Raw genomic sequence first — 16,109 nt, forward strand, 5'->3', positions numbered from 1 at the left:
TATGAGCGATTACCCTAAGCGCATTCAAATTATATATGCAGTCGTATTGAGTTTATTATTATTGTTTGTTTTCCTACCAATAACAATTGGCTGGAAAATACTTGGATCGATTCTCGTCTTTGCTATTGCCGGAGGTTTTCTTTGGCAAATGCGACGTTATCGACGAGTGCTAGCATCATCAACAGCAAATATCCAATTTTTAACTCAAAAACTTGATTTATTACCGGCAAGACAGCGTTATCGTTTACCAATACTCATGGTTACGGGTAGCGCGGCTAAAGATTTTTTTCCTGATGATTTATCGCTTGCCGAATCTAATGTATTAGTTTCGTCTGAAGCAGTTTGGATCTACGTTGATGAATTTTCACATCTACCGATAGTTTACGATTCATTAGTGGCGAAATGGCCTGATATGCTTGGTCGTGTAGGTATTTTCCTTGCCTTAACACCAGAAACAGAAGACAAACAGGGCTTATTCGTAGCTAAACTACAAGCATTTCGTCAATCATGGGTGGATACTTGTCGAATAGCTAAATACCAAATGCCTGTCTATCTTTCAACACATGTTGGACTGAACGACTTAATCTATGATGAAAATAACCCATTACCTGTATATTGGTTTCAATTATTAAATCAAAAATTATACTTGTTAGATCGTTATTTGTCGCCAATTACAAATTGGGTTAATGACATCAAAATTCCAACAGATGAACGTGAACGACGATTAAGACTTCGACCATTTTTAAGTGAAACAGAAAGTTGGATTGAAGACGTAGTATTAACCACTTTAGTTAATGACAAGCAACCTATTGCTAAATGTGTACCGACTGGTGTAGCAATCTATCCTACCAATCAATCGATTGTTCACGATAATCTCATGCAAAAAATATGGGAAAATGCGACAAGTTTATCATTACCAAATACGCATAAAATACAAGACGGTGTCACCCCGCCAGATGCATTAGTTAAATTTATGCCAATTGCATACCCATTTTCGCCTATTAGTTCCATGATCTGTGGTTTAATCATGATCACATCATTATTTTTAATGGGAAGTATGGGGGCGTCATTTTGGAATAACATCAAATTAATCGATAGAATTCAGAATGATATTCATCATTACCATTTAGTTCCAATGGGCAATTATGATGAGAAAAAAGAGGCACTTGAAGTACTACGAAATGATAAAACAATGCTAAATGAATACTATGCTAAAGGTGAACCTATTCGTTTAGGAATGGGATTATATCGTGGATTACAGCTTGTTGAACCGCTCAATGTAGCCATGAGTGACTACGTAGCAAAACCACCAGAGCCTGAAAAAGTGATCGTTGAAAAAACCCAGGTTATTGTTAAAGAACCACCTCCGCCAATTCGTCTAGATAGCTTGGCGTTATTTGAAAGTGGACAAGCAAGTCTAAAATCGGGTTCAGAAAAAGTACTAATTAATGCATTAATGGAAATACAAAAACAGATTAATGCAAATCCTGGTACAGGTTGGTTAATGATCATAACGGGTCATACCGACTCAGTTGGCGATGAAACCAAAAATCAACAACTATCATTTAATCGAGCCATGTCAGTACGTGATTGGATATTAAAAGCGAGTGACATACCAGAAACCTGTTTCGCCATCCAAGGGTATGGTGCAAAAAAACCTTTAGTGGATAACGATACTCCAGAAAATCGTGCAAAAAACCGAAGGGTAGAAATAAATTTAGTTCCTCAGGCGTCAACATGTATTTTGACGAATGAAAACTAAGAGTGTGAAACAAAAACAATAAAAGGAGATAAACAATGGCTGTACCAGCTTATATGTTTTTAAAAGATGACGGCGGTGCCGAAATCAAAGGTTCTGTAACCGTTGTTGGTCGTGAAGGAAGTGTAGAAGTGGTTGAATTCGATCACCGAGTATACATCCCAACCGATGGTAATACAGGTAAATTAACAGGAACTCGTGTACATAAAGCACTTGAATTTGTTAAAGAAGTTGATGCATCTTCACCTTACCTATACAAAGCTGTAACTACTGGTCAAAACTTAAAATCAGTTGAGATCAAATGGTACAAAATCAACGATGCAGGACAAGAAGTTGAATATTTCAATACATTAATGGACGGTGTAAAAGTCGTATCTGTTAAACCTGAAATGCACAACATCAAAGATCCAACGAAAGAACAATACAACCACTTAGAACGTATTGAACTTCGTTATGAAAAAATTACTTGGACTTATAAAGATGGCAACATCATCCACTCAGACAGCTGGGTAGAAAGCCGAGGTTAATTTTAACTTACACAGTCCCTATTTATAGGGGCTGTATTTATTTTATTAATGATTAAGGAAAGAAATAGTAATGATAGCTGATCCCTCTGTTTTATTAAGACGACTAAATCCGTACTGTGCGAAATCGCTTGAAGCTGCGGCTGGATTATGCCAAACACGAGCACATACCGAAATTACACTTGAACATTGGTTATTAAAATTACTAGAACAGGGTTCAGGTGACATAACGATAATTTCAAGACATTATCAACTCGATATGGATAAAATTTGGACTGGATTACTCAATTATCTAGACGCACTACCGCATACTATTAACACAAAACCAAGTTTATCGCCATCGTTGATAGCTGTAATGCAATCAGCATGGTTAAAAGCGTCGCTAGAAAATCATGAAGAAGTTATTCGCTCAGTTCATATATTGCAAGCATTGCAAGAAATGCCACATTGCTTAAAAGCTCAAGATGCATGGCAACTACTTAGTTTATCGCCGGTTTCATTGCAAAAAATGCGATTACAATTGGATGAAACTTCGGACGAAAATCCAGCTAACCAATACAGCTATCAATCCGATACAGCGATCAGCGCTACAGACAGTTTTGGTATTGATTCAACAGCGAACTCAACAATCGCTGCAAACAAAACACAAAAAAACGATGCGAATGATGCTACAAATAATAATGATAAACAAATCGCTCAACAAAAGCATCATCAAGCGGCGCTTGAACGTTTTACCGAAAATGTCACTGAAAAAGCCAAATCAGGTAAAATTGATCCCGTTTTTGGTCGTGACAGTGAAATCAGACAAATGGTCGATATTCTATCCCGTCGTCGTAAAAATAACCCAATTCTTGTCGGTGAACCAGGGGTAGGTAAAACTGCGCTAGTTGAAGGTTTAGCACTTCGAATTGCTGAAGGAAACGTACCAAAAAATCTTGCGGATGTTAGCATCCTAACGTTAGATCTTGGATTATTACAAGCTGGAGCTGGCGTAAAAGGTGAATTTGAACAAAGATTAAAAAATGTGATTGATGCTGTTCAACAGTCTCCAACCCCAATATTGCTATTTATTGACGAAGCTCATACTATTATCGGCGCAGGTAATTCAGCCGGTGGCGCAGATGCGGCAAACTTACTAAAACCTGCATTAGCACGTGGAGAACTACGCACTATTGCAGCGACAACATGGTCTGAATACAAACAATATTTTGAAAAAGATGCCGCTTTAGAGCGTCGTTTCCAAATGGTCAAAGTAGACGAACCTGATGACGATCGAGCATGTTTAATGTTGCGTGGCTTAAAATCACGTTATGCTAAACACCATGGTGTACATATCCTAGACGAAGCTGTCAAAACAGCCGTTTCACTATCAAGACGTTATATCAGTGGACGTCAACTGCCCGATAAAGCGGTTGACCTGCTTGATACAGCGTCAGCACGTGTACGTATGGGGCTAGATACGATACCAGAATCAATTACACAGCTTGAAGCTAAAATTGCTTCACTAAAAATTGAACAAGATGCAATTAACGCAGATCTGGCATTAGGTGAAAATTTAACGAGCGATCGCTTAAAAGAAATAGACATCCAGTTAGCCAAACTACAAGACAAATTAACTATTCAACAAACTCAATTTGAAAAAGAGAAAAAACAAATTGAAACATTGATAGAATTACGTCAAAAACTGACGAATAAATCAGATAGCAAGCTACTTAAAAAACTCAGCGATGCTCAGCAAGAATTAAATGAGCTACAAGGTCATAACCCATTACTTTCACTTGATGTTGACAGTCGCACAGTCTCATCCGTTATATCAGACTGGACAGGTGTTCCATTAGAAAGTTTACTAAAAGATGAGCAAAGCCACTTACTTGCGCTTGAAGATGATTTACGTCAACGTGTTGTGGGACAAGATAATGCCCTGTTTGAATTAGCTAAACGTATTCGTGCAGCAAAAACTGGACTGACATCTGAAGATGCACCAATGGGCGTATTTTTATTAGTTGGTCCGTCAGGTGTTGGTAAAACCGAAACAGCTTTAGCATTAGCAGATACCCTATTTGGTGGTGAACAATCACTGGTAACCATTAACATGTCAGAATACCAAGAAGCGCACACCGTATCACAACTTAAAGGATCACCTCCGGGATACGTAGGTTATGGTCAAGGTGGGGTATTAACCGAAGCCGTTCGAAAACGACCATACAGTGTTGTGTTACTGGACGAAGTTGAAAAAGCACATCGTGATGTACTTAACTTATTCTATCAAGTCTTTGATCGTGGCTTTATGCGTGACGGTGAAGGTCGTGAAATCGATTTCCGTAATACCTTAATATTAATGACATCTAATTTAGGTAGTGATGAGCTTATGGCGCTTTTCGAAGAAATGCCAGATGCCGATATTGCGACACAACAAGAACTTCTACGTCCGATCATTCGTGAACATTTCCAACCGGCATTATTAGCACGTTTCCAAACAGTAATCTATACACCACTTGGTAAAGACGCATTACGCAAAATTGTTGAAATGAAACTCAATAAAGTTGCCAGCCGACTACAAAAACATTACAAAATTGTATTTAATGTGGGCGAAAAACTTTACGACACTTTGGTATCAGCGTGTTTACTACCAGATACAGGAGCACGAAACATTGACAGTATCTTAAATCAACAAATTTTACCTGTGGTATCAAATTTATTACTACAACGAAGCAGTACAACTAACAATCAAGTACCAACGTTAATCCTTGATTTTGACGAATCAGAAGGAATCGTACTTGAATGGGAAAGTGAGCAAACTAAAGCAAAATCTGCTAAAACAAAATCAGTTGAAACCAAACAGGCAGAAGCTAAGCCTGCTAAAGCTAAGACGGTTAAAACAACTAAAGCTAAACAAGCAGAAAATACTAAAGATAAGAAAGAGAAGGCTACCAAAAAAGCCTAATAAGTAAGTAAAACGTTAACGAATAAAATCGTTAGCGTTTTACAAAATGATAAAACAGTGAAAGTGTTCATCAATCTTTTCGGTTAACATTATCTTAGTAAAATTGTAGCGATACTGAATGATGTCACACATGATTTTGATGTTAGGTTGAAGTATGAATGCTTTTTACTAATTTCTGTTTTAATGAATTGAAATTTATGAATATTTTAATTTTACATGATATTAAACAATTACTTATATCACCAATAATAAACTTCAAAATAAGAATTATATACCAACAAATAATAAATTAATTATGGTGATTAAAAGCTGACTAAGATAAAAGAAAATACTTTGGCTAAAGTAATAATTAAAAATAAATAGTGATTCATAGCAAACAGTTATAAAAATAAAATTGTAATAATAGTGTTAGTTAATAACCCAAAAATAATGTTATTTGCATATAAATTATAACTTAAGGGTATTAACTCGATACTGATAATGAACATAAAGTGATCGAAAAAAATTAATTTGCAAATTTTATACAATATCCGATGGTTGCATAAAAAATGAAACACCAATAAATGAATAATAAAGGAATGAAAGATGGCTAAAAATGTAGTGAGATTAGGTGATCCGACTACTCATGGAGGTAATGTAATTACTGCTTCATCCACCATGATTGTTGAAGGCAAACCCGTTGCTTTAGTCGGTGATTTGGTAAGTTGCCCAAAAAAAGGGCACGGAGTCAATCCTATTATTGAAGGTGTTGAAAGAAGTTATTCGGATGGAAAGCAAGTCGTCGTAGATCAATGTGCTTGTGCCTGTGGCTGTAAAGTAATTTCGACAATTAGTACATCGGAGATGGAATAATATTATGTCTTGGCCTAAACCAAATGTTACAAATATAGTAAAACAACCTATAAGTTTTAGTCGTGCAAAATGGGGAATTTTTTTTGTTGTATTAATTATAATTACCGCGTTAATACTTGCAGCCTTATGGCCAGATAAAAGCTTTGCGACTCAATTCACTTACTGGGCTGGCGTAATTTTAATACCAACTATAATTGGAGGTTCGGCATTTGGCGTACGAATATATCTTTATGGTTTAGCACAAGAAGAATATGAAATATGGCAAAATGAACAACAAACTATTGATAATAATTGGCAAAATTGGGCAATGAAATCATTAGTTGTTCTTGAAAGTTATTATTATTTAGTTAGTAATGTCAATGCAAGAAAAATATTCGATGATGAGATCAATATAGATTCTCAGATCAACAAATCGCTTGAATTTGAAGAAACATTTGAATTGAAGCACAAGCTTGAAGATCTATTCATCAAATTTAATAAAATACTGGCTCTATTGCCTAAATCTGAAACATTGCATATTACAGTTTATTCATCAGACAAGTCTTATCAACCTATTGATAACGAAATAAATCAAGCTATTCGAGCATCTAACATAGAAAATAAATTTACTTTACAACAGCAAATTCTTTTTCGTAACACTAATATAAAAAAAATAGTAGAAAATATTGATACACCAGATTCAGGTTTAGAGCTAATTATAATTAATAATCAAAAATCAGAAGGGTCTGCTTTTTTGGCCAGTTTTTTACTGCTTAATAAAGACTATTACGAAGATTTAAAATTGGATTTTGCAAAGATAGAAATCTTAAGACCAATGATTGCTAATGATTTAGAAGAAGGTCTGAATCAAATGGTCGAAATGCAAAGTGCACTTAAAACAATAAATCAACTTTGGGTAACCAATATAAGTAATAAACAAAAAGCTGATGTGGCTAAAGAATTAACGCTACATGAGATTTCACCAGAACATATATATTCACTTGAAAGTTTTGTCGGTAAGTCAACAGAACTTACTTATTGGTTAGCATTAGCACTTACATGTGAAATGATGAGTATAACTCAGAACAATAATTTAATTGTTTCAGAAAGCCAACACCAATGGCAATTTTCTGTGATAAAAAATGTATAAAAAAGGAAAGGTGTGTTAAATGAGAAATAAATGGAAACGAATTGGATTAATTTTCATTATTTTATTAGGGGCCATATCAATAGCTATAGGACTATCTATTTGGGGTGATGACCTAGGTTACAAAACATTAGGACATAAAATAGAAATTTGGATATATTGTATGCTATTTTTATTAGGCTTACTTTTAACGCCTTCCATAATAACGAATAGTCGACGACTAGCAGCAAAAGATAAAGCGAAAAGAGAATCACTTAATCCTGCTGAAACAGATAAAAAAACGAAAAAAGTAATTCCATTTTCTGAATTTATCGATATACAAAAAAAATGTCGTTACATTACAGGTATATTTTGGCGCTACAAAATTCGTAAATGTCTGGTTCTTGGAAAATCAAATGACATAGAAAGCGTTTTTCCTCGCTTACCTCAAGAACAATGGCAATTGAATGATAAGACATTAATGATTTATGGTGGAGATATTGAAGATGAACTTAATATCCCATGGTTACAAGCTTTAAAAAAACACCTTTCTCGATTTTTACCATTTTCACGAAAACCATTAAATGCGGTAATTTGGGTGGTGCCTAAAAATTATCTTGTCAATAACCGTCAACAACAATCAATTATTGAAAAGGCAGTATTACAATTTAAATCTCGAGATAAAATTTTAAAGTGGTCTTCGCCGCTTTATCTTATCTCAACGGAAGAAACCGAATGGTCACAAGCAGGACGAATCGAGCAAAGCGTTGGTCTGATATTTCCTACATTAAATAAAGAATCAATGGATTCTGTGGTGTTATCACTTAATCAACTAGCTTCAGAATGTAGCAAACGTGGTATACAGCAAATTAAAGAAAAAACGACATATTCGTTTTTACTTAAATTAAGTCAAGACTTAGTAAAAGGTAATATTACTAATATTCAACGTTATTTAAGTTCATTGACAGCACTTCCCTATTCGCCACGAATACGTGGATTATTTTTTACTCCACATCAAGTCTTATCCAATGATGAAATCCCGTACTTAAATAACTATTTGACTATGACGCCAACATGGGAATCGATCAGTGAAGATGCAAAGTTACAGTCAGGTCGACGAATGGGCATTCAATGGGGACTAATTATTAACTGCGCGATATTAGGTGCAATACTCGTTACAGGAGTAGGATTAATCACATCCTATCTTCAAAATGCATTTCTTATTAACGGAAGTATTGAACTGGCAAAACAGGCTGATGATTCGGTAAATAAAAATTATAAGACAAAATTACAGACACAATTTGAATTGCAACAACGCATTGAGCAATTATTACATCGTAAACAACATGGCGCACCATTATCGTATCGATTTGGATTAAACCATAATGATCAGTTACTCAGTAAATTATGGCTTACTTATAAAGTTACCAACTCACGCAATATTGCAACACCATTTCATACGTTAATGACTGACTACTTAACGCTATTAACAGAACTTCCACCGGATAGTCCTGAACGTTTGAAATTAGTAGATTCTGCATATGACTTTTTAAAAGCTTATTTAATGCTAAGTCATCCCGATAAAAGTGATGGTATATATTTAAGCCAGTTTGCCTCAGATAAATGGCGAGCACCGGAAGGTATTAGTGATGGAGATTGGCAACGATTAATGCCCGATCTTGTCCGTTTTTGGGGACAAGTCTTAAAAAATAATCCTAACTGGGCATTACAAGAAGATAAACGTTTAGTAAATGGCGTACAAAAAATATTAATTAATAAAATTGGTGTTCAAAATGCTGTTAATACGCTTTATCAAGACATAATTCAACGTGCAAGTCAGCAATACAATAACCTAAATTTAAATCAACTGCTTGATGGTATTGACAGTAATATACTTTTTATCAATGATGTAGAAGTGCCTGGTATATTTACCCGAAAAGCATGGGAAGAAACCATTAAAGATGAGATAAATGATGCGGCTAAATCACGCAAAGAACAAATTGACTGGGTATTAGGGGAAGGGAGCCAAAGCAATTTAATTGCCTCAATATCACCTAATGTATTAAAACAGCAGTTGAAAGATCGCTACTTTAGCGAATATGGAGCATCATGGGCTTATTTTCTAAATAACATCCAATGGCAGCCAGCTAACAATGTTTCTGATGTCATTGAACAGTTAACGTTACTCGCTGATAATCGCCAATCACCACTAATTGCACTTATCAATGTAGTTAAATATCAATCTGAAGTTGATTATTCAGGTGATGGCATATCGGATAATTTAATTCGTACTGCTCAACAAATTATGGGCAAAAGAAACCAATCTATTATTCCTATAGCCAATAATGAAGCATCGGGGCCTTTAACAGCTACTTTTTCACCAATTGTAAATCTAATAAAAAATGAAAACAGTAATAGTCTTTCATTACAGACTTACTTATCTCGAGTTACACAAGTTCGCTTAAAATTACAAAATGTGACCAATAGCGCTGATCCTAAAGCAATGATGCAAGGACTTGCAAAAAGCGTATTTAAAGGGACTTCAGTTGACTTAACCGAAACTCGAGATTATGGAAATCTAATTGCAGCTAATTTAGGTAATGAATGGTCAGGTTTTGGTCATAGCTTATTTAAACAACCGCTTGAGCAGTCTTGGCAGGTAGTATTAACACCTGCAACAGAAAGTTTTAATGAAATTTGGCAAAATTACATTGTCAATCAATGGGAAAAGTCATTTGCGGGTCGTTATCCATTCAAAAATAGTGAAAATGAAGCATCATTAGCTGAACTTGCTCGTTTTTTACGAAGTGATACTGGAATTATTGATAACTTTATTATAAATGAACTAAACGGTGTATTAGAAAAGAAAGGCGGACGTTGGATAGTCAATACCGTGAATGCTCAAGGTCTTAACTTCTCACCAAAATTTCTTGATGCATTAGAGTTATTTAATGATTTATCATCCGAATTGATCACATCAGGTGATGTAACCTTATCGTTCGATTTAATGCCACGTAGTGGTAACAAAATTGTTCGTACTGAATTAATCATCAATAAACAAAAACTAGAATACTTCAATCAAGCCCCAACATGGCAACGCTTCAATTGGCCAGGGGATGGCTATTCACCTTTTTCTCAACTCAGTTGGAGTTCTGATGAGGCAGGGTTAAAACTATTTGATTACTACAATGGTGATTGGGCACTTATAAGACTACTTGAAAAAGCATCTGTAAAAGCGCTTGATTCAAGTCGTTATGAACTAGTTTGGAAAGTATCTGACGAAGGTAAATTACGATATGTATTAAGGACACAATTGGGGCAAGGGCCACTAACGTTGTTAAAATTGCGTAATTTCACCTTACCAACCAGAGTATTTGAAAATTAATTAAAATGATGGAAAATTATTATGTTTAGCCAATTGTTAAATCGTTTATTTGGAACACAAGATTCAACTGAATCAGTCAAAAAAAATTTAACCCAACAATGGGCGGATTGGCTAGAACCAATTAGTCCAGAAAAACCTACAGGTGAAGATTTAACTTACCACGATACTTTTCAAGAAATAAAAGAAGAAATCGCCAAACTATCAGGTATTGATTATGAATTGATCGTCACTGAAAGTGAAAACATATTAAAACAGAGCAGTAAGGATATTCGAGTGGCAACTTATTATTGCCTAGCCCGATTACATCTTGACGGCGCAGAAGGATATGCGGACGGTGTTGAATTATTAGCCGGCTTACTTGAAAAATTCGGAACAAATATTTATCCATCACGGCATAATGTCCGCAAAAATGCGATTGAATGGTTGGCTAATGCAAAATTTATTGATCAACTTACCCAGTTACAACCAATTTCTGACGAATGCCTGTCACGTATCATTGTTGCATTAAATGAATTAGATAGCACAATCAAAACACTTTTTGTCAGTGAAAACCCTGATCAAGCTATTGAAGCACCTGATTTATCCGCTCTCGTACATTTTTTTAGTAATAACTTAAAACAACAAGTTAGAAGTTCACAACCAGAAGAATCGACATCGTCATCATCCTTAGCTTCGTCTGAAACAACGGCCGAATCTTTTCCAAAAATGACAGATGTCAAAATTGGTTCTCAACGAGATTTACTGGATCAAGCTCGTAAAATGGCGGCTTTTTTACGCGAAAAGCCAGAAGGATATCTTGCTGCTGGTCGTTTTTTACGAATATTACGTTGGGATACCATTGTCGATTTACCGCCAGCAGATCATCGAGGACGTACTCGCTTACCGGCGCCAAGAGCAGAACTAAAACAAAATATTAGTCGATTAATAATTCAACAGCAGTGGTCTGAACTATTTGAGCGTGTAGAAGCTGCATTCATGGAAGGTGCTAATCATTTTTGGTTAGACCTTCAGCGAGCAACGATTATGTCACTACAAAAAATGGGGGCACCACATCAAGCTTGGGCGGATATATTTCTAACTGATATAGGTTTGATGTTAGAAAGATTGAATGGCATAGAACGGCTTTCATTCGATAATGGCACACCTTTTGCCGATGATGAAACACTTAGTTGGATTGCAACCAATGCAAGAATTCATCATTTAGATGAAGGTGACAGTATTGCGCCAATATCGATTTCTGGTGAAAACGATTGGAACGAAATAGAAAAACAAGCATACGAATTAGCGCAGTCTGAAACGTTGGAAAAAGCATTTCAATGGTTACAAAATTTGCCAACATTACGCTCACCTAAACAGCGATATTTACTGCAATATACGCAAGCAAGAGTAGCTGAACAACTGGGTAAACAAGAAATTGCATTAAAATTATTGATTGGCTTAAATAACCAACAACAATCAATGACATTGCTTGACTGGGAACCAGAGCTAATCTTTGATGTTAAACGATTTTTATTAAAGCTATTAAAGCAAAAAAATCAATTAAAAGATGGTATAAAAGTTGAATTATCAGAGAAAATAGATCTGTTACAACATGAATTAATGCAGCTTGATCCTGCACGGGCACTCAGTATGATGTAAAAAGGCAGCATCAAAAAACGAAATAATGAATAATACAAATTTTGTAATAAAAACAATTAACCAAGTGAAAATAACACAACAATGAAAGAGATTAACAATGGATGATTTAATTTTACGCTATTACGAATCGGAAATGCGATATTTGCGAGAAGCCGGAAAAGAGTTTGCTAAAATACATCCTGATAGGGCAAGTTTTTTAAACTTAGATCGTGTCGGAGACCGTGACCCATATGTAGAACGATTATTTGAAGGTTTTGCCTTTTTAACAGGACGGTTACGCCAAAAAATTGATGACGATTTACCTGAACTAACAGAAAGCTTAGTCACCTTACTTTGGCCACATTATTTACGTTTAATTCCATCATTATCGATTGTCGAATTAACACCAAATTATACAACGCTATCACGTCAAGAAGTGATCCCTAAAGGCCTGCAAGTACAAACCGAGCCACTTGGACAAGTTGGCACTAAATGCCCATTTCGTACAACTCAAGAAGTGACATTACAGCCAATAAAAGTTAATCAAGTGACTTTAGGGCTTAATCACGATGGACGAAGCATGATAACTATCCGTATAGGTTTTAGCGAATTGGCGGATAAAGAACAGTTAGACTTATCATGTTTACGCCTATACCTAAATGCTGATGCACCAATTGCATCAACTTTACATCATGCATTGACTCAGCAAGTAGGACAAATACATGTTCGTTATTCAGATGATCCAGAAACACGAGTTACGCTTGATGGAAAAATTACACCAGTAGGATTCAGTGAAGAAGATCGCCTATGGCTCAAACCAGATAATGCGTTTTCAGGATATCAACTACTATTGGAATATTTTGCATTTCGTGAAAAATTTATGTTTGTTGACTTACATGGTTTAAAAACAAGCAATATATCAGAAGCATGTACTTATATCGATATAGAATTAACGCTCAATCAAACATGGCCAAGCGACATGCCATTTGGGCATGATAACATTCGTTTGCATTGTGTCCCTGTTATCAACCTGTTTGACATGGAAGCGGATCCCATTGTTGTTAATCAGCTAGAAAGTGAATACCTACTAAGACCACTGTTAAGACAGGACGGGCATATAGAAGTTTATTCAGTTGAAAATGTAGAAGCGATCACCAATGATGGACGATATCGTTATGTACCATTTACCAGCTTTAAACACCGTGGTGGAATGTTACGTCACGACGCACCGGAACGGTATTATCACACACGTGTGAGAAAAGGGCCTTCGGGGCTACATGACACATGGCTAATCTTAGGTGGAAAAATATGGGATAAAAACGAAATCCTTGAAACCGAAACTTTATCATTAAGAGTCACAGGAACCAATGGAATGCTACCACGTAAAGCACTACGCAATGCACGCATTCATAGTCTTCTTGATTCAAATAGTAGTATTGCCAAAGTACGCAATCTTTGTTCACCGACAATGCCTTGTTATCCGCCAACAGAAGATCGTTTTTATTGGCGAATATTATCGCATCTTGCACCAAATTACTTATCGTTAATGAATGCCGAAGTCTTACGAGGAACTTTAGCGCTATACGACTGGACGGACAACGAATTAAATAGAAGACGTCTTGAAGGCATAGTTGAGGTCACTCATCGCATGATTAAGCGAACCGTTAAAGGCATGTTACAACGGGGTATAGAAATTGAGGTCACTATCAATAGTTTTCAATTTTCGGGTGAGGGTGATGTCATGTTATTTGGTGAATTATTACATCAATTTTTTGCCTTATATGCCGATGTCAATTTATTTACGCAGTTGGTTATTATCAGTTTACCTACAGGAAACAAAATAGTATGGAATCAGAGCAAAGCATCGAAAACAGCCCTTTAATGCAAATGCTTGAAAAAGAACTGCCAAGAATCAATTTTTATCGTTTTTGTCAGTTACTTGAGCAAATGTATTCAGTAGATCCGATATTAGGGAAACATGAATCGCCTGCGGCTGATCCGTTACGATTTGCGCCTTCGGTGGATATGTCATTTCCGGCTAGTGAACTAAAATATATTGAGAAAGCACCTTATATCAACCGTCCAACAACGGTAAGAACGCGATTTTTAGGTCTATATGGTGTTGATGCCGTATTACCACTAGGTTTGATTGATAACATTATCCGTCGTGATGAAAACTATCAAGTTATGACTGACTTTCTTGACATGTTCAATCACAGAGTCATCACACAATTTTATCGCATTTGGTTAAAATACCACTATCCGGCAAGCTACATAGAAGGAGGACGAGACCCCGTATCTCAATGTTTATTTGGCTTAATTGGGTTAGGTATCAAAGGCATAAGAGAACAAATTGGCACGCCATTATCACGTTTTTTTGCATTACTTGGACTAATGTCACAAAAAACACGAACAGCAGAAGGGATTGTTGGACTTATTCGAGTTATGGTTGATGATGCCAAAGTTGATGTCAGTGAATTTTATCCTGTTTGGCAATCAATAGATAATCCTGCAAAATTAGGTGGAAAGGAACCTAATCGAATTGGGTTAGATGGTGGTGGAACATTGGGTTCACGCTTCAAAGAGTGCAATCAAAGTATTCATATTTCAATAACACCACAACACGAACATCAAATTGCTGAATTATTGCCTGACGGACAATTATTCCATGACATCTTAGCATTATTACGCACTTATTTAGGCTATCGAGTAGATGCTAAAATAACGCTGTGTATTAAACGAATTTTTCTACCAAGAAGTCAATTAAAATCAAAAAATAGCAGATTAGGATTAACTGCATCTTTTAATAAAACTGACGAAAATAATCAACCCATTCAAGACGAAATCAAAGTCAATTTGGGAAGTTATTCAGGCGTTGATTATCGAGCATATCAAACAAAGGACTAAAAATGAGAATAATCAAAACATTAATTGCAAGTTTGTTAATTATTTCGCTAGCGGGCTGTGGTATTGCCCAAAGCGTAAGTGAAACAGCAGTTGAAATCACAGATTCTGTTTTTAAATGGAATGTCAGAACGTTACATTTAGATCTTAAAGCAAGAGCAGAACTCAATGTAGATGATGATAGTCGATCATCACCTGTTGTAATTCGCATTTATCAATTAAAAGATGTCGATAATTTCAATACAGCCACCTATCAAGAACTGGTTGATAATGATAGTGAAATCTTACAAGAATCATTGATTGAAAGTAAAGAAGTCGTATTAAAACCCGACACTGCTATTTCAATTGATATCCCATTTGACAAAAAAGCCGATGCGGTTGGAATTATAGCACTTTTCAAAGAGCCGAATTTAAAAGATAACACTTGGCGATTAGTCTTGGAGCGGGGTGATCTTTATATAACTGAACCACGTGAAATTATTGCTAGTCAATATACCATTAAACTTGTGGAAGAAAAGTAAATGAGCGCATCATTATATGACATCTTATATGGCTATTTCGAATCTGGCATCCCAGTGGATGATATAGACGAAAAAGAACAAACGATTATAAGTGTAATGGATAACATTGAACGTATCTTAAATAGTCGGGCAGGGGCTATTAACCATATGCCTGATTATGGGTTACCGGACATGTCTACTATCTTTCAAGCATTACCGTCATCAGCTTATGTATTAATGAGAGCTATAGAACAAACACTACTTATTTATGAACCACGACTTGAATCGATTAATATCAATATCGATGAAAAAAATAATGACTCAATGGTTCTCAGTTATGAATTAGTCTGTTATTTCAAAGAAGGTGGACTTGTTAAATACGGCACCTACTTTATGCCTGATGGCAAAGCACAATTAAGATATACCAAAAAAACGACACGTACTTAATGTCGAAAATACAAAGGAGTAACCCATGGCGAACAAAATAACCACCCTTATCAATCAAGTCGGTGAAAGTTT

The 16,109-nt window shown here is 35.7% G+C and carries 11 protein-coding genes; all 11 read left to right on the top strand.

Annotated features, from left to right (window positions below):
* Nucleotide 1: 1 nt before the first annotated feature.
* Nucleotides 2-1,762 (top strand): OmpA family protein, encoded by a 1,761-nt coding sequence (locus J3U35_RS08000; RefSeq protein WP_267360659.1) that lies wholly within the window; start codon nucleotides 2-4, stop codon nucleotides 1,760-1,762.
* A gap of 35 nt (nucleotides 1,763-1,797) precedes the next feature.
* Nucleotides 1,798-2,286 carry an Hcp family type VI secretion system effector gene (locus J3U35_RS08005; protein WP_065559516.1) on the top strand — a complete coding sequence of 163 codons (489 nt, stop codon included), beginning with the start codon at nucleotides 1,798-1,800 and terminating at the stop codon, nucleotides 2,284-2,286.
* Between the two features lie 70 nt (nucleotides 2,287-2,356).
* A complete protein-coding gene (tssH, locus tag J3U35_RS08010; protein ID WP_267350491.1) occupies nucleotides 2,357-5,227 on the top strand; it encodes a type VI secretion system ATPase TssH in 2,871 nt (956 codons plus the stop codon).
* 585 nt (nucleotides 5,228-5,812) lie between these two features.
* Complete coding sequence (locus J3U35_RS08015) at nucleotides 5,813-6,079, top strand: PAAR domain-containing protein (protein WP_267350490.1); 267 nt, start codon at nucleotides 5,813-5,815, stop codon at nucleotides 6,077-6,079.
* A 4-nt stretch (nucleotides 6,080-6,083) separates the two neighbouring features.
* The gene (locus J3U35_RS08020) at nucleotides 6,084-7,208 is read left to right on the top strand and encodes a hypothetical protein (protein ID WP_267350488.1); all 1,125 of its coding nucleotides are present in this window, start codon (nucleotides 6,084-6,086) and stop codon (nucleotides 7,206-7,208) included.
* A 19-nt stretch (nucleotides 7,209-7,227) separates the two neighbouring features.
* Nucleotides 7,228-10,569, top strand: coding sequence for an ImcF-related family protein (locus J3U35_RS08025; protein ID WP_267360661.1), 3,342 nt, complete (start codon nucleotides 7,228-7,230; stop codon nucleotides 10,567-10,569).
* A gap of 21 nt (nucleotides 10,570-10,590) precedes the next feature.
* The gene (gene tssA, locus J3U35_RS08030) at nucleotides 10,591-12,207 is read left to right on the top strand and encodes a type VI secretion system protein TssA (protein ID WP_267350485.1); all 1,617 of its coding nucleotides are present in this window, start codon (nucleotides 10,591-10,593) and stop codon (nucleotides 12,205-12,207) included.
* 97 nt (nucleotides 12,208-12,304) lie between these two features.
* Nucleotides 12,305-14,068, top strand: coding sequence for a type VI secretion system baseplate subunit TssF (gene tssF, locus J3U35_RS08035; protein ID WP_267350483.1), 1,764 nt, complete (start codon nucleotides 12,305-12,307; stop codon nucleotides 14,066-14,068).
* The gene (tssG, locus tag J3U35_RS08040; RefSeq protein WP_267350481.1) at nucleotides 14,032-15,093 is read left to right on the top strand and encodes a type VI secretion system baseplate subunit TssG; all 1,062 of its coding nucleotides are present in this window, start codon (nucleotides 14,032-14,034) and stop codon (nucleotides 15,091-15,093) included. The genes tssF and tssG overlap by 37 nt, the downstream gene beginning before the upstream one ends.
* A gap of 2 nt (nucleotides 15,094-15,095) precedes the next feature.
* Nucleotides 15,096-15,611 carry a type VI secretion system lipoprotein TssJ gene (gene tssJ / locus J3U35_RS08045; RefSeq protein ID WP_267360663.1) on the top strand — a complete coding sequence of 172 codons (516 nt, stop codon included), beginning with the start codon at nucleotides 15,096-15,098 and terminating at the stop codon, nucleotides 15,609-15,611.
* The gene (gene tssE, locus J3U35_RS08050) at nucleotides 15,612-16,037 is read left to right on the top strand and encodes a type VI secretion system baseplate subunit TssE (protein WP_267350477.1); all 426 of its coding nucleotides are present in this window, start codon (nucleotides 15,612-15,614) and stop codon (nucleotides 16,035-16,037) included. It abuts the gene before it with no gap.
* Nucleotides 16,038-16,109: the final 72 nt, after the last annotated feature.

The organism is Gilliamella sp. B2717 (genome assembly GCF_026536675.1).
GTDB lineage: Bacteria > Pseudomonadota > Gammaproteobacteria > Enterobacterales > Orbaceae > Gilliamella > Gilliamella apicola_I.

Excerpts from the sequence above, each read along its gene's own strand:
- J3U35_RS08005 (WP_065559516.1), top strand. The coding sequence starts at position 1,798 with ATGGCTGTACCAGCTTATATGTTTTTAAAAGATGACGGCGGTGCCGAA.
- tssA (WP_267350485.1), top strand. The coding sequence starts at position 10,591 with ATGTTTAGCCAATTGTTAAATCGTTTATTTGGAACACAAGATTCAACT.
- tssH (WP_267350491.1), top strand. The coding sequence starts at position 2,357 with ATGATAGCTGATCCCTCTGTTTTATTAAGACGACTAAATCCGTACTGT.
- tssJ (WP_267360663.1), top strand. The coding sequence starts at position 15,096 with ATGAGAATAATCAAAACATTAATTGCAAGTTTGTTAATTATTTCGCTA.
- J3U35_RS08020 (WP_267350488.1), top strand. The coding sequence starts at position 6,084 with ATGTCTTGGCCTAAACCAAATGTTACAAATATAGTAAAACAACCTATA.
- tssG (WP_267350481.1), top strand. The coding sequence starts at position 14,032 with ATGGAATCAGAGCAAAGCATCGAAAACAGCCCTTTAATGCAAATGCTT.
- J3U35_RS08000 (WP_267360659.1), top strand. The coding sequence starts at position 2 with ATGAGCGATTACCCTAAGCGCATTCAAATTATATATGCAGTCGTATTG.
- J3U35_RS08025 (WP_267360661.1), top strand. The coding sequence starts at position 7,228 with ATGAGAAATAAATGGAAACGAATTGGATTAATTTTCATTATTTTATTA.
- J3U35_RS08015 (WP_267350490.1), top strand. The coding sequence starts at position 5,813 with ATGGCTAAAAATGTAGTGAGATTAGGTGATCCGACTACTCATGGAGGT.
- tssE (WP_267350477.1), top strand. The coding sequence starts at position 15,612 with ATGAGCGCATCATTATATGACATCTTATATGGCTATTTCGAATCTGGC.
- tssF (WP_267350483.1), top strand. The coding sequence starts at position 12,305 with ATGGATGATTTAATTTTACGCTATTACGAATCGGAAATGCGATATTTG.